The 14,410-nt window shown below is 61.0% G+C and carries 13 protein-coding genes; 4 read left to right on the forward strand and 9 right to left on the reverse strand.

Translation table 11 applies throughout. The annotated features are described in order from the left end of the window. Positions 1–11: 11 nt before the first annotated feature. The 4 genes from D3791_RS06200 to D3791_RS06215 are packed head-to-tail and all read right to left on the reverse strand — an operon-like array spanning position 12 to position 5,106. Entirely contained in the window at positions 12–1,754 is a 1,743-nt protein-coding gene (locus D3791_RS06200) for a dipeptide ABC transporter ATP-binding protein (RefSeq protein ID WP_022875613.1), read from the reverse strand. Positions 1,755–1,756: 2 nt separating this feature from the next. Further along, a complete protein-coding gene (locus D3791_RS06205) occupies positions 1,757–2,608 on the reverse strand; it encodes an ABC transporter permease (RefSeq protein ID WP_022875614.1) in 852 nt (283 codons plus the stop codon). Then, on the reverse strand, positions 2,608–3,555 hold the full coding sequence (locus D3791_RS06210) for an ABC transporter permease (protein WP_022875615.1): 948 nt from the start codon (positions 3,553–3,555) through the stop codon (positions 2,608–2,610). Before D3791_RS06210 ends, D3791_RS06205 begins: the two co-directional genes overlap by 1 nt. Positions 3,556–3,585: 30 nt before the next feature. Continuing rightward, the gene (locus tag D3791_RS06215) at positions 3,586–5,106 is read right to left on the reverse strand and encodes an ABC transporter substrate-binding protein (protein ID WP_172511618.1); all 1,521 of its coding nucleotides are present in this window, start codon (positions 5,104–5,106) and stop codon (positions 3,586–3,588) included. 183 nt (positions 5,107–5,289) lie between these two features. Between D3791_RS06215 and D3791_RS06220 the strand changes: the two genes are divergently transcribed. Further along, positions 5,290–6,048: a FadR/GntR family transcriptional regulator gene (locus D3791_RS06220; protein WP_022875617.1), complete on the forward strand. Its 759-nt coding sequence runs from the start codon at positions 5,290–5,292 to the stop codon at positions 6,046–6,048. Between the two features lie 3 nt (positions 6,049–6,051). Here D3791_RS06220 and D3791_RS06225 read toward each other — a convergent pair whose 3' ends face one another. Further along, a complete protein-coding gene (locus D3791_RS06225; RefSeq protein WP_172511619.1) occupies positions 6,052–6,636 on the reverse strand; it encodes a GNAT family N-acetyltransferase in 585 nt (194 codons plus the stop codon). A gap of 125 nt (positions 6,637–6,761) precedes the next feature. Between D3791_RS06225 and D3791_RS06230 the strand changes: the two genes are divergently transcribed. From D3791_RS06230 to D3791_RS06240, 3 genes are read left to right on the forward strand one after another with little or no spacing between them, the layout of a single operon-like run. After that, the gene (locus tag D3791_RS06230; protein WP_172511620.1) at positions 6,762–8,036 is read left to right on the forward strand and encodes a sensor histidine kinase; all 1,275 of its coding nucleotides are present in this window, start codon (positions 6,762–6,764) and stop codon (positions 8,034–8,036) included. Further along, positions 8,024–8,713, forward strand: a complete 690-nt coding sequence (locus D3791_RS06235) for a response regulator transcription factor (protein WP_022875620.1) — start codon at positions 8,024–8,026, stop codon at positions 8,711–8,713. The genes D3791_RS06230 and D3791_RS06235 overlap by 13 nt, the downstream gene beginning before the upstream one ends. Further along, a complete protein-coding gene (locus D3791_RS06240) occupies positions 8,710–9,585 on the forward strand; it encodes a DUF4097 family beta strand repeat-containing protein (RefSeq protein WP_172511621.1) in 876 nt (291 codons plus the stop codon). The genes D3791_RS06235 and D3791_RS06240 overlap by 4 nt, the downstream gene beginning before the upstream one ends. A gap of 79 nt (positions 9,586–9,664) precedes the next feature. Here D3791_RS06240 and D3791_RS06245 read toward each other — a convergent pair whose 3' ends face one another. The 4 genes from D3791_RS06245 to D3791_RS06260 all read right to left on the reverse strand — a co-directional run bounded on the left by D3791_RS06245 (position 9,665) and on the right by D3791_RS06260 (position 14,374). Continuing rightward, complete coding sequence (locus tag D3791_RS06245; protein ID WP_172511622.1) at positions 9,665–10,492, reverse strand: PspA/IM30 family protein; 828 nt, start codon at positions 10,490–10,492, stop codon at positions 9,665–9,667. An 81-nt stretch (positions 10,493–10,573) separates the two neighbouring features. Further along, on the reverse strand, positions 10,574–11,233 hold the full coding sequence (locus tag D3791_RS06250; RefSeq protein WP_246242391.1) for an AAA family ATPase: 660 nt from the start codon (positions 11,231–11,233) through the stop codon (positions 10,574–10,576). Between the two features lie 89 nt (positions 11,234–11,322). Next, the gene (locus tag D3791_RS06255) at positions 11,323–12,357 is read right to left on the reverse strand and encodes a hypothetical protein (RefSeq protein ID WP_172511624.1); all 1,035 of its coding nucleotides are present in this window, start codon (positions 12,355–12,357) and stop codon (positions 11,323–11,325) included. Between the two features lie 121 nt (positions 12,358–12,478). Beyond that, entirely contained in the window at positions 12,479–14,374 is a 1,896-nt protein-coding gene (locus D3791_RS06260; protein ID WP_172511625.1) for an FAD-dependent monooxygenase, read from the reverse strand. Positions 14,375–14,410: the final 36 nt, after the last annotated feature.

The raw sequence follows: 14,410 nt of genomic DNA on the forward strand, positions 1-14,410 counted from the left end.
GCGCGGTACTCCTAGCGAGTCGCTAGTTCCTCGCGAAGCGACATTGATGAATTCACCAACGTGCGGGTGTAGCTATGCTGCGGATTGTCATAGATCTGCTCGGTTCTCCCGCTCTCGACGATCTCTCCGTGGTTCATCACCACGACGTTGTCGCAGATATAGCGCACGACAGAGAGGTCATGGGAGACGAAGACCAAGGTCAGCTGGTAGTCATCGACCAGATCGGAGAGCAGATTGAGCACCTGGGCCCTGACCGAGACATCCAGCGCGCTCACCGGCTCATCAGCGACGAGCACCTTGGGCTCGCAGATCAATGCCCGGGCGATGGAGATCCTCTGGCGCTGTCCGCCGGAGAACTGGTGCGGGAAGCGTTCAGCGGCATCGGCAGGCAACCCCACTGCGCCGAGCATGTCGGCTACCTGCTTGCGGTGCTTGGCGCTGTCGACTTTTTGCCCCGGAGCCAGCAATGGCTCGGCAATGATGTCCCGGACTTTCATGCGTGGATCCAGGGACCCCATGGGATCCTGGAAAACGATCTGCAATTGCTGGCGCAGCTGCAGGAGGTCTTTTTCCCTGGCGCCGGCGATTTGGTTGCCGGCCACTTGCACGCTGCCTGAGGTCGGCTGGTCGAGCCCGGCGAGAATTCGCAGCAGGGTTGATTTCCCGGATCCGGATTCGCCCACGACGCCAAATCGCTGGCCTGCGGCCACGTCGAAGGAAATGCCGCGCAGCGCTTGCACTTCTCCCGGCTTGCCAAAGAGCGACGTGCGGCCCACCGGGTAGGTGCGGACAAGATCCTTGACGCTGATCACCGGTTCCTTGCCGCCAGCCGCAACTTGCTGGTCCGGCTCCGGAGCCTTGGTTTCGGCGACGGCTTCTGGCTGCGGATCATCAAGGGACGGCGGCACATAGGCTGCAGCCGAGGCCACGGTGAACAACCTTCCATCGGCATCGGTGGCATTCAAATCCGAGGCCGCCAGCAAGCCGCGCGTGTAGGGATGCTGCGGGTTGCTGAAGACTTCTTCGGTGCTGCCCTCTTCGACAATGTGCCCGTTGTTCATCACCAGGACCCGGTCGCAGACATTGGCCACCACCGACAAGTCATGGGTGATGAACAGTAATCCGGTGCCGCGTTCAGCCACGGATTCCTGGATCAAATCCAGCACCTGGCGTTGCACCGTCACATCCAGCGCCGTCGTCGGCTCATCGCACAGCAGCAGTCCCGGATCATTGGCCAGCGCCATGGCCAGCATGGCGCGTTGCCGCTGGCCGCCCGAAAGCTGATGCGGATAAGACCTGGCGGCACGTTCAGGATCCGGCAATTTGACCGAGGCCAGCAGTTCAACGGCACGCTGGCGCGCTTCGGCCTTGCTGCCCACGCTCTTGTGCGTGCTCATGATCTCCGCGACTTGCTTCCCTACCTTCATCAGCGGGTTCAAGGCGGTCAGCGGTTCCTGGAAGACCATGGCCATGTCCTTGCCGCGGATCTTCTGCAGTTCCTTGTCGCTGGCCTCCACCATGTTTCCGGAATGGCCGGCCAATTGGATCGACCCTTGGGCGCTGACTCCCTCGGGCAACAGGCCCATCAATGCCGAAGTGGTCATCGACTTGCCGGAACCGGATTCGCCGATCAGCCCTACCCGGTCCCCGCGTTTCATGCTCAAGTTGAAGTCCGTGACCAAGGTGCGGGTCTTGGTCTTGATCGTCAGGTTGGAGACTTCCAACAGGTTTGAGCGCACGTCGTTCGCGGCCATGATCAGCGCTCTCCGTTCAGTTTGGGATCGAACCGGTCCCGCAAGCCGTCACCCAGCAGGGTGAAGCCCAAGACGGCAGTCGCGATAGCGATACCTGGCCAGACGGCCAGCATCGGATAGGTGCCAAGGAACTGCTGCGATTCCTGGAGCATGCGTCCCCAGGATGGAACCGGTGGCGGGGTGCCCAGCCCGAGGAAGGACAATGCCGCTTCGGCCAGTACTGCGATGGCAAAGGAGACGGAGCACTGGACGACGACCATGCCGATGATGTTGGGCAAAACGTGGCGTCTGGCGATCCTCCAGCTGCTTTGGCTCGCCGCCTTGGCCGCCATGATGTACTCGGTGCTCATCACCTGCAGCGTTCCGCTGCGGGCAACGCGGGCGAAGCCCGGGATCGAGCCGATACCGATGGCCAACATGGCGGTCAGGGTGCTGGCCCCGAATACCGCGCCGAACATGATGGCTACCAGCAGGGCCGGAAAAGCCAGCAGGATATCGGCGCCGCGCATCGTGATTTCCTCGGTCACCCCGCCGCGCATCCCGGCCAGGATGCCCAGCGGGGTGCCGATCAGCAAGGCAATGCCCACTGCGACCAGGCCGACCAGCAAGGTGATGCGCGCTCCGTAGAGCACGCCGGAAAACAGGTCTCGGCCATATCGGTCGGTGCCCATCAGGTGCGCGGCGCTTGATCCTTGCAAGCGGTCGGCGGGGACCGCTTGGACAGGATCATAGGGGGTCCAGATAAAGGAGACCAGGGCCGCGATCAGCACCAGGGCGACGAGCGTGCCTCCCACGATCAACGTCGATGACAGCTTGCGCTTGGCAGGCTTGGCCACCACTTGTTCTTGTGTCATTACGCTCCCTTTCTGATACGCGGATCAAGGATCGTATAGAGCACGTCGACGACCAGATTGATGATCAGCGTGATGGCTACGAGCACCATGACCACCGATTGCACGGTGAGCAGATCGCGGTTTCCGACGGCATCGAGCAGCATGGATCCCAAACCGGGAATCACGAACACCCGTTCAATGACGACGGCTCCGATGATCAATGCCGCCAGCTGGACGCTGGTGACCGTGAGCACCGGAATCGAGGCATTGCGCAGGCCGTGTTTGACCAGGGCCTGCAGTTTGCTCAGCCCTTTGGACCGGGCGGTGCGCAGATAGTCTTCGCTCATCACTTCCATGACTGCCGAGCGGACATACCGGGTGAGGATGGCTCCCTGGACCGAGGCCAGGGCGAGCACCGGCAAGATCACGCGTGCCAGGAAGTCGGCAAAATCGACGCCGGGCGGGGTCCACCCGTTGGCCGGCAGCCACCCCAGGCCCACCGCGAACACCACGACCAGCAGGATTCCGGCAAGGAAGTTGGGAACGGCAACTCCCAGCTGGCTGATGCCGCTGATCACGATGCCGCTGGGGTTGCGGTGCTTGACCGCCGCGTAGGTTCCGAAGGGCACCGCAATGGCCAAGGCCACGATCATCGCCAAGACGACAAGGATCAGGCTCACCTGCACCCGGTCCAGGATCAGCGGACTGATATCCTGCCGCGTGACATACGAGGTGCCGAAGTCGCCAAATGGCAGACCCAGCGCCCAGTCGAAGTACTGGACGATCAGCGGACGGTCGGTGCCGAATTCCGCGCGGGTCTTGGCCAACAGCTCTGGCGTCGCATTTACGCCCAAGGCGATCTGGGCAGGGTCGCCGGGGATGGCTCTCATGAAGAAGAACACCGCCACGGTAGCCACCACATAGGTGACGACAAATCTCGCCACATTGATCAGTATTCGAAGTCCCATCAGCGATTCCCCTCAGGCATCGGCAGCGTGTCAGTTCCAGCCGATTCCGGTCAGATCCAGTGCTTCGGTGACGGAGTTTTCTGGAATCCCAGTGACTGTCGACTTGGCGACAACGATGTTGGGGAAGATGAACAGGGTATCCGCGGCAGCGTCGTCGACGATGGTGCGTACGACCTTCTTCATTCCGTCGACGTAGCCGGCTTCATCGGCTGCGTCGGCCGTGGCCGCCACATCCTTGATCTTCGAGTTGTCGTAGCCCAGGTAGTAGTCCGGGTTGTTGAACATGGCCAAGACATCGCGGCTTTCCACGGCCAGGACTACCGACATCTGGTAATCCTTTTTGGTGAAGACCTGGTCCAGCCATACCGCAGGGAATTCGGCGGATTCGATGCTTGCCTTGATTCCCACATCAGCCAGCTGGGAGACGACGATTTCGGACACCGCGGTGGCGTAAGGACGGGTAGGCACCGTGAACTTCACGCTGAGGTCTTCCGCCCCCGCTTCCTTCAAAAGCTTCTTGGCTTTCTCGGGATCATAAGGGTAAACGTCATTGAGGTCTTCGTAGTACGGGTCGGTTGTCGGCACTGGCCCGCCGACGACGGTTCCGTAGCCATTCCACGCAGTGTCGACAACGGCTTGGCGGTCGATGGCATGCATGACCGCTTGGCGGACTCGCTTGTCATCAAATGGAGCTTTCTTGTTGTTCATCGACAACACGATTTCTCCGTTGGAGGTTCCCTCCAGGACCTGGAACTGGTCATTGGATTCAAAGGAGGAAAGCAGCTCCGGGGACTGCATGTTGTAGACAACGTCCACGTCACCGGATTGCAAGGCGTTGGTGGTCGCCACCGCGTCCGCGAAGTAGCGCAGCGTTGCCTTTTCGACGCCTGGCTTTTCGCCCCAGTAGTCCTCGCGCGTGGCGAAGTCGATGGACTGGCCACGGTTCCATGCCTCGATTTCATAAGGGCCGGTGCCGATGGCGGTGCTGGCCAAGTCGTCCACGCCGCTCGGGTCGAACATGGCTCCGACCAGGGTTCCCATGTCGAAGAGCCAGGCGTTGCTCGGCTTCTTGAGGGTGACCGCCACTTCGGTGTCGCTGATGACCTTCACCGAATCAACGATGTCCATCTTGGCTTTCAGGCTGGAGACCCAGGCGTCGGACTTGACTCGGTCGATGCTGAATTTGACGTCATCGGCGGTGAAGGCTTCGCCGTTGGAGAAGGTGACGCCGTCACGAAGTTTGAACGTGTAGGTCTTGTTGCCGTTGCTCAGTTCCCACGATTCCGCCAGCAGGGGCTGGATCTTGCCTTCCTGGTCGATCTCGACCAGGCCTTCGTAGACATTGGACATGAGCGCCTGGGGAATAGCTGCGCCCGCGGTCTTGGTGAAATCGAGGTTGACCGGCTCGCCGGTCAACGCCACGGTGACCGAGGTCTTGTGGCTAGCGTCATCGGTGGCGGTCGAGCTTGATCCGGCAGAGCACGCGCTCAAAGTCAGCGTGCCAACAAGTGCTGTCGTAACCAACCGGCAGAGGTTTTTCTTCGAGCTCATGATTCTCCATCGTTCAACGTGCCAATGAGTGATGTGATCCATGAAACACCATCCATGCTGATATTTCTACTAAGTTTTCTGGTCTTACCAGTTTGAGAAGTTTTCGATTTTGCATGTTCTTGAAGCGACAGCTGGGATATCTTTGTCCTCAACCGAGTGTTTTCGATCCAAGGAAGGCTCCACATGAGCAAGCTGACTTTTACGCCGGCCGTGCCAACGCTGACCTACGAGCGAGTTGTCCAGCAGATCGAAGAAGCGATCTTGTCCAAAGAGATCAAGCCAGGGCAGCACCTGCCCAGCGAACGCGAGCTGATGACGCAGTTCTCGGTCAGCCGTCCCACGGTTCGCGAGGCACTGCGGGTGCTTCAAAGCCAGGGGCTCATCGCCTCAAAACCCGGTGGACGCAGCGGCCCAGTCGTCTTGCCGGTCTCCACGGATCATCTGGGACGATCCTTCGCCAACCTCACCCGGATTTCTTCCCTGTCGCTCGATGAGCTGGTGCAATTCCGCATCGTTTTGGAAAGCTCCGCCTGCCAGCTCGCCGCAGTCATGCACAACGATGAGCAGCTGGCCGCAATGCGCGACGCCGTCGAACGCATGGAAGTCGAATCCAGCACCGGTTCCGATTCATTCAACCGGGCCGATCTGGATTTCCACGCGGCGGTATGGGAAGCCAGCCACAACAGTATCCTGCGGATCTGCGGCGAGGCAGTGGCCGGCGCGATCCTGCAGGTCATGAACGACCAGATGAGCCATTCGGATAATGAGCGGCGGGAAATGAAAAAAGTCGTTTCCCTGGACCGAGCCATCTTCGATGCCATCGAAGCCGGTGATCCAGTCGCGGCGGGCGACGCGGCCAAAACTGCGATCTCCTCCTACTTCCACAAGAGCCTGGATGAGCAAGGACTTCTCGGCGTGCAGGCCCTCACCGAAAAACGGTAGCCATCACAGCGTCTTGCGCATGATCAGCCGCGGCATTCGGCTGGCCACCGCATCACTGACGCCCACCACTTCGAAACCGGCCTCCTCGAACATCTTGCGCGTCCCGACAAAGGCCATGGTCAGATCCATCCGGCCTTCAGGATCCACCGGGTAGGCCTCCACCGCGGGCGCGCCCAGGCTCTTGGCATACTCCAGCGCACCGAGCACCATCTGGCGATTCACTCCCCTGCGCCGGTAACCACCGCGCACCACCATGCAGATGATGCTCCACACCCTCAGATCATCCACCGGTCGGATCAGCTTCGAGTTCTCCAGCTTCGGAATCTGCGCCCGCGGCGAGATGCTGCACCACCCCACCGGCTGGTCCCCCAGATAGGCGATGACTCCCGGGGCGATCTTCTCGCGGGCCAGCGAGCACATCGCTTCATAGCGGTCTTCTCCGCCGCGCTCCCGGATTTCCTGGGTGCTGAGCCGGTGGGACAAGCACCAGCAGTGCTTCTGCCGGTGATTCGGGTTCACCACCGCGGCGAAGTCTTCCATCCGCGACTCGGTCAACGGTTCGATTCTCAGGGATTGGACGGTATCCATGCCATCATCTTGCGCTCAAACCCGATTCATCACCAGAGTCGCCGGCTGAAAGTTCGGGTTTTCCCTACCGAACTTCTCCGGTTCCCTCGGTACCCGCGCCACAACGCGCAATCTACTGTTAAATTATGACTTCGACACCTTGGGCTTTACCGGGCGCCAGAACCGGACGCCCACCACTGAAATTAGGCTTCACGCTGCTGCATCTGGCGGTGCTCGGCACTTTCGGCACCATCGGGATCTCGCTGCTGATCGCCTGGCTAGCCATGGGCATCGGGCTGACCCCGCTGCTGGGCATCGGCCTGCTGGTCCTGGTGGGGCTGCTCTACGCATTGTTCGCGGTGGCCCGCACAGAAATCCTGCGTATCAGCGGGCTCTACGGCATCGACGCGGTGCCGCTTGGCTGGCCGGCCCGCCGCGGTCCTGGCTTTGGCGGGTACGTGAAAACCCTGGGTCGGGCCTTGGCCGATGGGCGCATGTGGGCCTCGCTGGGCAGCTTGGTGCTCTCCTGCATCATCGGCACGATCATGCTCGGTGTATTGCAATGGACCGTGCACCTGGCCATCATCTCCTTTGCCCCGCTGACCAATGTGGATACGGTCGCCGGCCCCTTCTCCCTGCATACCCCGGCCGCCCAGGCACCATGGCTGATGCTGCTGGCGATCGCAGGCGCCGCCATCGTGATCGGCACCGCGTTCCTGCACCGCAGCGTCACCGTGGGCATCATCGGGTCCCTGGCCCGTGAAACCCAGTTGACCGAACAGGTGCGCAGCACCACGGTGCAGCGCCAGGGAGCGGTACGCGCCGCCGAGGTGGAACGCACCAGGATCGAACGCGACCTGCACGACGGCGTCCAGCCTCGGCTGGTTTCGGTGGCGATGACCCTGGGCCTGGCCCACCAGCAGATCGACAGCAACCCCCAGCAGGCCAAGGAGTTGGTCGCAGAGGCCCATGCCTCCACCAAGTCGGCCATCACCGAGCTGCGCCAGCTCACCCGCGGCATCTACGCCTCGGTGCTCGATGACCGCGGCCTGGATGCGGCGCTGTCCGCGGTGGCCGGCCGCTCCCATATCCCGGTCCAGCTCGATGTGCAGCTTGAAGGCCGCTACCCCCGGGTGGCCGAGGCGGCCATGTACTTCGCCATCGCCGAAGCGCTGACCAACGCGGCCAAGCATTCGCGGGCCCAGCGCTGCCAGGTCACCGTGCGGGTGCGCGAGCAAAACGGGCAAGAGCACTTGTGGGCCCGGGTTGAAGACAACGGCGTGGGCTCAGCCCGCATCACCCCCGGCGGCGGGCTGGACGGAATCAACAACCGGGTGGTGGCTGCCGGTGGAACCCTGCAGCTCGACAGCCCGGCCGGCGGACCAACAACACTGGAAGTGAGCGTGCCATGCGTGTACTGATTTGCGAGGACTCGGTCCTGCTGCGCGAAGGGCTGGTGCGATTGCTGGATCACAGCGGGCACCGCGTGGTCGCCGACCTGCCCGACGCCACCGGGCTGATGGGCTTCCTGGACACGGCGTCCGATCAAGACTTCCCGCAGATCGCCATCCTGGATGTGCGATTGCCGCCGAGCTACACCGATGAAGGGATCCGCGCAGCCTTGCAAGTGCGGGCCAAGTACCCGGATCTGCCGCTGCTGGTGCTCTCCCAGTATGTGGAGGAACGCTACGCCTCGGAATTGATCTCCACCCAATCCGGATCCATCGGCTACCTGCTCAAGGACCGGGTCGCCGACGTCAATGAGTTCATCGCCTCGCTGGAGCAGATCGCCGCGGGCGGCACCATCCTGGATCAGGAAGTCGTCGCGCAGCTTTTGACCCGGCGCAACCATGATGACCGAATGCAGCGGCTGACCGATCGGGAACGCAGCGTCTTGGCCGCGGTGGCCGAAGGAAAATCCAATCAGGCCATCGCCGCGCTGCTATTCCTCTCGGAAGCCAGCGTCGAAAAATACATCACCTCCATCTTCCAGAAGCTCGGCCTCGAAGCCGATGGAACGGGCAACCGGCGTGTGCTGGCAGCCCTGGCACATATACAAAACCTGGGCAGCAACAGCACAGATAGGAACGGATCATGACCGACACGCAAACCACCCCGATGCCACCGGTTCCCCCGACGCCCCAAGGCAATCCGCGGGGCCACGGCACGGCACTGAATATCACCCTGGCCGTGATCGGCGGCCTGGTGATCCTGACCCTGCTGATCAGTTCCGCGCGCAGCGCCTTCGCTGCCCTCAACCGGGATAGCACCACCCAGAACGCCAGCGTTCAGGGGGTGGGCGGCCTGCAGATCACGGCCGGCTCGGGCAGCTTCGACCTGCGTTTCGCCAAGGTCGATGAGGCCACGCTGGAGGTGGACAGCTCCAATTCCCGGGACTGGGAGCTGAAGCGCGAAGGCAATAAGCTCGTGGTGGACTCTCCGGATTCCTGGGATAACTGGTGCTTCTTCGGCTGCGGTTCCTACGAGAATACCGCCGTGCTGACCCTGCCCGAGTCGATGAACGATGGCAGCCTGGATGCGTCCTTCGAACTGGCTGCCGGAGACTTCAATGCTGTGGGCTCCTACAAGAACCTGGCTATCGAGGTGGGCGCCGGCCAGCTGGATATGTCCGGCACCGCGCAGAGCGCCAAAGTCCATTTGGGCGCCGGCCGGGCCGAGGTGTCTTTGGAAGATGTCAAGCAGGCCGAGTTCGATATTTCCGCCGGGCATTTGAGCGGCACCCTCTCGGGCAAGGCACCGAAGAACATCACCGCAAACGTGAGCGCCGGAGCCTTGGAGCTGGAGCTGCCGGATGACACCTATGATCTGCGCCAGAATGTCGAGGCCGGGGACGTGAGCAACTTGCTGGCCACGGACATGGATTCGCCGAATAAGATCTCGGTGGATGTCTCGGCGGGCCACGCGACCTTCTACCCGCAGGATTCGGGCCCCGGCCCGTGGGAGCACTAGCCTTCACCCAGTAACAGCGCGAGCCGCCAAGGATTTTAAATCCTTGGCGGCTCGCGCTGTTACTACGTGTTGCGGGCGGCTAGGCCTGCTTGTTCTTCAATGCGGCCAGACGCGCCTCGACCTCGGACAGATCCGGGGCCGCGGCTTCCAGCTCTGGGCCGGCCGGCGCCTGCTCGATGACGTCTTCGGGACTGTTGTTGGCCTTCAGCGCTGCCAGGCGGGCATCAACCTCAGTGGCTGCGCCCAGATCCTCGAGCTGTGCGAACTGCGCGTCCAGCGATGAGGCGGCCAGTTCCTGGGCTCCGCGGACCTTGGCCTCGTCCTGGCGGATCTTCTGCTCAAAACGGCTGATCTCGCTGGATGGATCGTTGAAGTCCAGGGCCTTCATGGTGTCCATCATCTGGGTCTGGGTCTTGGCGTTGCGGGCGCGAGCCACCAGTTCATCACGCTTGGCGACCAGTTCCTGGCGCTTGGACTGCATGGTGTTCAGGCCGGACTTGAGCTTGTCGACCACTTCGCGCTGGCTGGCCACGGTGGACTGCAACGATCCGGCCTTCTTCTCAGCCGACATCTGGCGCTGGATCGCAACGGTGGCCAGCTGGTTGAACTTCTGCTGGTTGGCAGCGTCCCCGGCGGCAGCGTATTCGTCGGCCTTGTTGGAGGCCGCCACTGCCTTTGTGCCCCATTCGGTGGCTTCCTGCTGCAGCTTGGCCAGGTCATCCTCGGCCATGCGCAGGTTGCCGATGGTCTGGGCTACGGCCTGCTCGGCCTGGGCAATGTTGTTGGTGTAGTCGCGGACCGTCTGGTCCAGCATCTTCTTTGGATCTTCGAGGGCGTCCAGTGCCGCGTTGGCGTTGGCCTTGCCGATTCCGAAAATTCGAGCCCAAATTGAGCGCTTCTGTGCCATGGTGCGTCCCTTCATTGTCCTTTGCTTAAAAGCTTAGGGGAAGAGCGCGCGGCTCAATAACCGAGCGATGTTTTGATGAACCTAGGCCTCGAAGTGCCGCAGGAATCGGCCCGGCGCATCGAGGAACAGACGCCAGTTGCTGACCATTTCCAGTTCGTCATAACTGGCCGCGCGGATCCCCCACTGGCCGATTTCGTAGATTGTTGAATTCGGCAAGGAGGCGAGGATCGGCGAGTGGGTGGAAAGGATGACTTGGGATCCGCTGCGCAAGAGGTCTGAAATGTGCGAGAGCAGCATCAGGCAGCCGTTGAAGGAAAGCGCTGATTCGGCTTCGTCGAAAATCCAGAGCCCGTTGACGCTGGAGCGTTGGGTGAAGAATTCAATGAAGGATTCGCCGTGGCTCTGGAAGTTGTGCTTGCCGCGTGAGCCGATCGACTCCAGGTAGGCAAAGAGTCCATGCATCGTTTCGGCGCGCAGGAAGACGCCGGCCTTGGAAGCGCCGGCTCCGCGTTCCATTTTCAGATGCGATGACAACCCTGATTCGGTCAATTGGGTTTGGTGCATGGAGTTTCGCGTTCCGCCCTCGGGATTCAAACCGAATGCGCCGGCGATACCTTCAACCAGCGTGGATTTGCCGGCACCGTTTTCCCCGACCAGCACTGTCAGTTGCCCCAGTTCCAGGCCTTCATCCAAAACCTGGCGTACAGCCGGGATCTGGGCCGCCCAATCGGTGCGGTCCATGGGTGCTTTGGGATGCTCCGCGATTCGGCGCACCGGCAATGAATCAAAGAACGCGTTCATGCACAGAGAGTAACAAGCCGCACCGACTATTAGGTACGCGAAAGAGGAATTGCCACACTGCCAAAGGCAACCAATGAGGCAATCAGCGGAGTTAGCACCGCCACGCTAGCGTTAAGCCCCGCCCACGATTCATTCCGGTCATTGTTGATAGCCCACATGGCCAGAACCATCATGATTAATGAATTCCAGGGAATCATCATGCCGATGAATGCATTAGCACCAGCAGTTGCCATGTCCGGGGTATCGCGGAATTCCAGCATCACATAGGAAATGAGAGTCATGAGGTTCACTGCAAGCATCAGCAATCCTCGCCAGCTATCGGCAAGGAAACCCTCGCGTCCACGCTCGCTAATTTCCGCCCAGATCATAGATACCGGCAATGACCACGACATGACTATCGGAAGTCCCAGCATCAACAACGTAGTTTGAGAAACCGCCGCAGTGGTTCCCAGGGCCATGAAGAGCATGTATGAAATACCAAACCCGATCAGTGCGTATCTGGCCCAGATACGTCGACGGAGCACTTGGATGCCCAACCACAACGACAGTCCGATCGCACTTGCAGCAATCAATAACCGAACCGGCAGTGGAAAGAGCCTTCCAGACTGATCGAGCTCTGCCTGATACTGAGCAACTTGTGGATTCTGGACAAACACCGCCTGCAAATCTGGCCAGATCGCCAGCACCGTGAACAGTCCAATCACCAGAGCAACGATGCCTCCAACGGTTCCCGCCGAACTCACGACTCCAACAAGCGGCGGCCTTGGCGCAGTAGTCCGAGCCTCAAAGTCTGCTCGTTTAGCCCACTTCCAGACAAAGAACAGAACTGAGAACATGACCAGCGCTGCTGCTCCTGGTCTCATGATGGAAGCGATGAATGCAGTAGCTGAAGCTTCTTCGCCTTCACCTGTTTTGCTGGATAGGATCCCGGCAAAAATCGCGTTGACGATATCGAAGAACGCTACGGCCATGATCACGAACGCGAAAATCAGCGGAAGGTGTGAAGTGTGGCCACGACGCCCGAATCCTACTTTTCCAGCGACAGCCGTTGCGAACTGACTCATCGTGCAGATTTCACCCATTCATTTGAAGTATCTGCACCGACTTTATCAGTCACTCACCCCCTAAGAATTCGCCACCCGCCTCAAGACGGATGGCGAACTCTAAAAATTACTGCTTGTCGACTCAAGAAATCGGCAACATGTTCTGGGCGAAGAACTCACTGATTTCCTCGCGGGCACCCAGCGGGAAGATGCCAGCAACATACTGATCCGGACGGACCACGACGATAGCACCGTTCCGGCTGACTTCGCGTTCACGGAAGATGTCGCGACCATGACCGGCAGCAAATACCTGGTTGATGTCGTGCAGCGCGTAGGGAACCTTCAGCGGCTGGAAGATCTTGGGCACATCATGCAATTCCACCTCGGTGTAGTCCTGCTGGTAGATGGCCTTGGTATCGAAGACCGCGTCCTGATCCCCATCAACCGGAGTGTAGAGGTTGCGCGGCGATGCGGAGTCCTTCTCCCACCAGATGGCGAACTCCGCCATAGCGGTGCCTTCCAAAGCCGGAGCCGCAGCGTCGGCGAAGGCGTAGACGCGCCAGCGTCCATCGGCCTCATGCAGGTGGCCCAGGTGGCGCCAGCGGTTATCAGAGCGGCGGATCACCTCGGCGGATTTGAACCTCTTGCCTACCGGGAATCCCGCGGCCAGATCCTGGTGCTCCAGACCGGTGGTGATGGCCGATTCGGTGTACTGGGTCATGAAGCCAGCAGGGAACTCCATGGTCTTGGTGTAATACTTCTCGAGTTCGTCCGGGTCCTCCCAGTCGTCCACGGACTTGGCCATCAGCGAGGACCATTCCTTGTCGAAGTCGATGAGGTTCTGGGCAATGACCTTGCGCTCTTCAGCGTAGGTATCCAGCAGCGCTTCAGGGGCGCGTCCTTCGAGCACCGCGGCGAGTTTCCAACCGAGGTTGAAGCCGTCCTGAATCGAGACGTTCATGCCCTGGCCGGCCTTGGCCGAGTGGGTATGGCAGGCATCGCCCATGATGAAGGCATGCGGTGTGCGGGTGCCGCGTTCTTCGTCGGAGACGTCGTCGAAGCCGTCGGTGATGCGGTGGGCTACTTCGTAGACCGAGAACCACGCGACGTTCTTCACGTCCATGGTGTACGGGTGGATGATGCGGTTGGCGGTGGCCACGATGTCTTCAACCGGGGTGTTGCGGATGGCTCCGGCATCTTCTGCGGTGAGCTCGCCGAGGTCCACGTAGAAGCGGACCAGGTAGCCGCCTTCGCGCGGGATCAACAGGATATTGCCCGCGTCGTGGGACTGGATGGAGCACTTGACCTGGATGTCCGGGAAATCGGTATTGACCATCACGTCCATGACGCCCCAGGCGTGCAGAGCGGCATCGCCGTGGAGCTTATGGCCCAGCGAGCGGCGCACCTGGCTGCGGGCGCCGTCGCCGCCGACCAGGTACTTGGCCTTCACGGTGCGTTCTTCCCCGGCGCGCTCTCCGGCAACATATTTGATGTGCGCGGTAACCGGGTATTCGGCGTTCGGGTCGATCTCGCAGCCCAGGTATTCCACCCCGTAGTCCGGGGTGACTTTTCCGGGGGCGCGTTCTGCGTCGCGCAGGAAGTAGTCCAAGATGCGCGACTGGTTCACGTAGATGTGCGGGAATTCGCTCATGCCGGTGGAATCATCAGCAGCGCGCGAATGGCGCTTGATGTTCTGGGGGTTTTCGGGATCCGGGGTCCAGAAGCACATCTCTACATTGCGGTAGGCCTCTTCGATAACTTCATTGGCGAAGCCGAAGGCCTGGAAGGTCTCCACCGAGCGGGCTTGGATGCCGTCGGCCTGGCCGACGTCCAAGCGGCCCGGGCGCATTTCGATGGCGCGCACGTTAATGCTGGGGAACCGGGAAAGCTGCGCCGTCACCACGGAGGCTGCCGGTCCGGTGCCGACAATCAGCACGTCCATTTCGTCCGGGATTTCCGTTGCCCGGTTAATCCCGTAGCCTGCGGCTTCTTTGACGCGTGGATCTCCCGAGACATATCCCCGGTGGTGAATCTGCATGGTGTGACTCCTAGTTCCGCGCCGCAACAACTTCAT

Source organism: Glutamicibacter mishrai (assembly GCF_012221945.1).
Classification (GTDB): domain Bacteria; phylum Actinomycetota; class Actinomycetes; order Actinomycetales; family Micrococcaceae; genus Glutamicibacter; species Glutamicibacter mishrai.

Bases quoted from the DNA above. Each gene is read 5' to 3' on its own strand.
- D3791_RS06200 (WP_022875613.1), bottom strand. From the start codon at position 1,754: ATGGCCGCGAACGACGTGCGCTCAAACCTGTTGGAAGTCTCCAACCTG.
- D3791_RS06205 (WP_022875614.1), bottom strand. From the start codon at position 2,608: ATGACACAAGAACAAGTGGTGGCCAAGCCTGCCAAGCGCAAGCTGTCA.
- D3791_RS06210 (WP_022875615.1), bottom strand. From the start codon at position 3,555: ATGGGACTTCGAATACTGATCAATGTGGCGAGATTTGTCGTCACCTAT.
- D3791_RS06215 (WP_172511618.1), bottom strand. From the start codon at position 5,106: ATGAGCTCGAAGAAAAACCTCTGCCGGTTGGTTACGACAGCACTTGTT.
- D3791_RS06220 (WP_022875617.1), top strand. From the start codon at position 5,290: ATGAGCAAGCTGACTTTTACGCCGGCCGTGCCAACGCTGACCTACGAG.
- D3791_RS06225 (WP_172511619.1), bottom strand. From the start codon at position 6,636: ATGGATACCGTCCAATCCCTGAGAATCGAACCGTTGACCGAGTCGCGG.
- D3791_RS06230 (WP_172511620.1), top strand. From the start codon at position 6,762: ATGACTTCGACACCTTGGGCTTTACCGGGCGCCAGAACCGGACGCCCA.
- D3791_RS06235 (WP_022875620.1), top strand. From the start codon at position 8,024: ATGCGTGTACTGATTTGCGAGGACTCGGTCCTGCTGCGCGAAGGGCTG.
- D3791_RS06240 (WP_172511621.1), top strand. From the start codon at position 8,710: ATGACCGACACGCAAACCACCCCGATGCCACCGGTTCCCCCGACGCCC.
- D3791_RS06245 (WP_172511622.1), bottom strand. From the start codon at position 10,492: ATGGCACAGAAGCGCTCAATTTGGGCTCGAATTTTCGGAATCGGCAAG.
- D3791_RS06250 (WP_246242391.1), bottom strand. From the start codon at position 11,233: ATGGACCGCACCGATTGGGCGGCCCAGATCCCGGCTGTACGCCAGGTT.
- D3791_RS06255 (WP_172511624.1), bottom strand. From the start codon at position 12,357: ATGAGTCAGTTCGCAACGGCTGTCGCTGGAAAAGTAGGATTCGGGCGT.
- D3791_RS06260 (WP_172511625.1), bottom strand. From the start codon at position 14,374: ATGCAGATTCACCACCGGGGATATGTCTCGGGAGATCCACGCGTCAAA.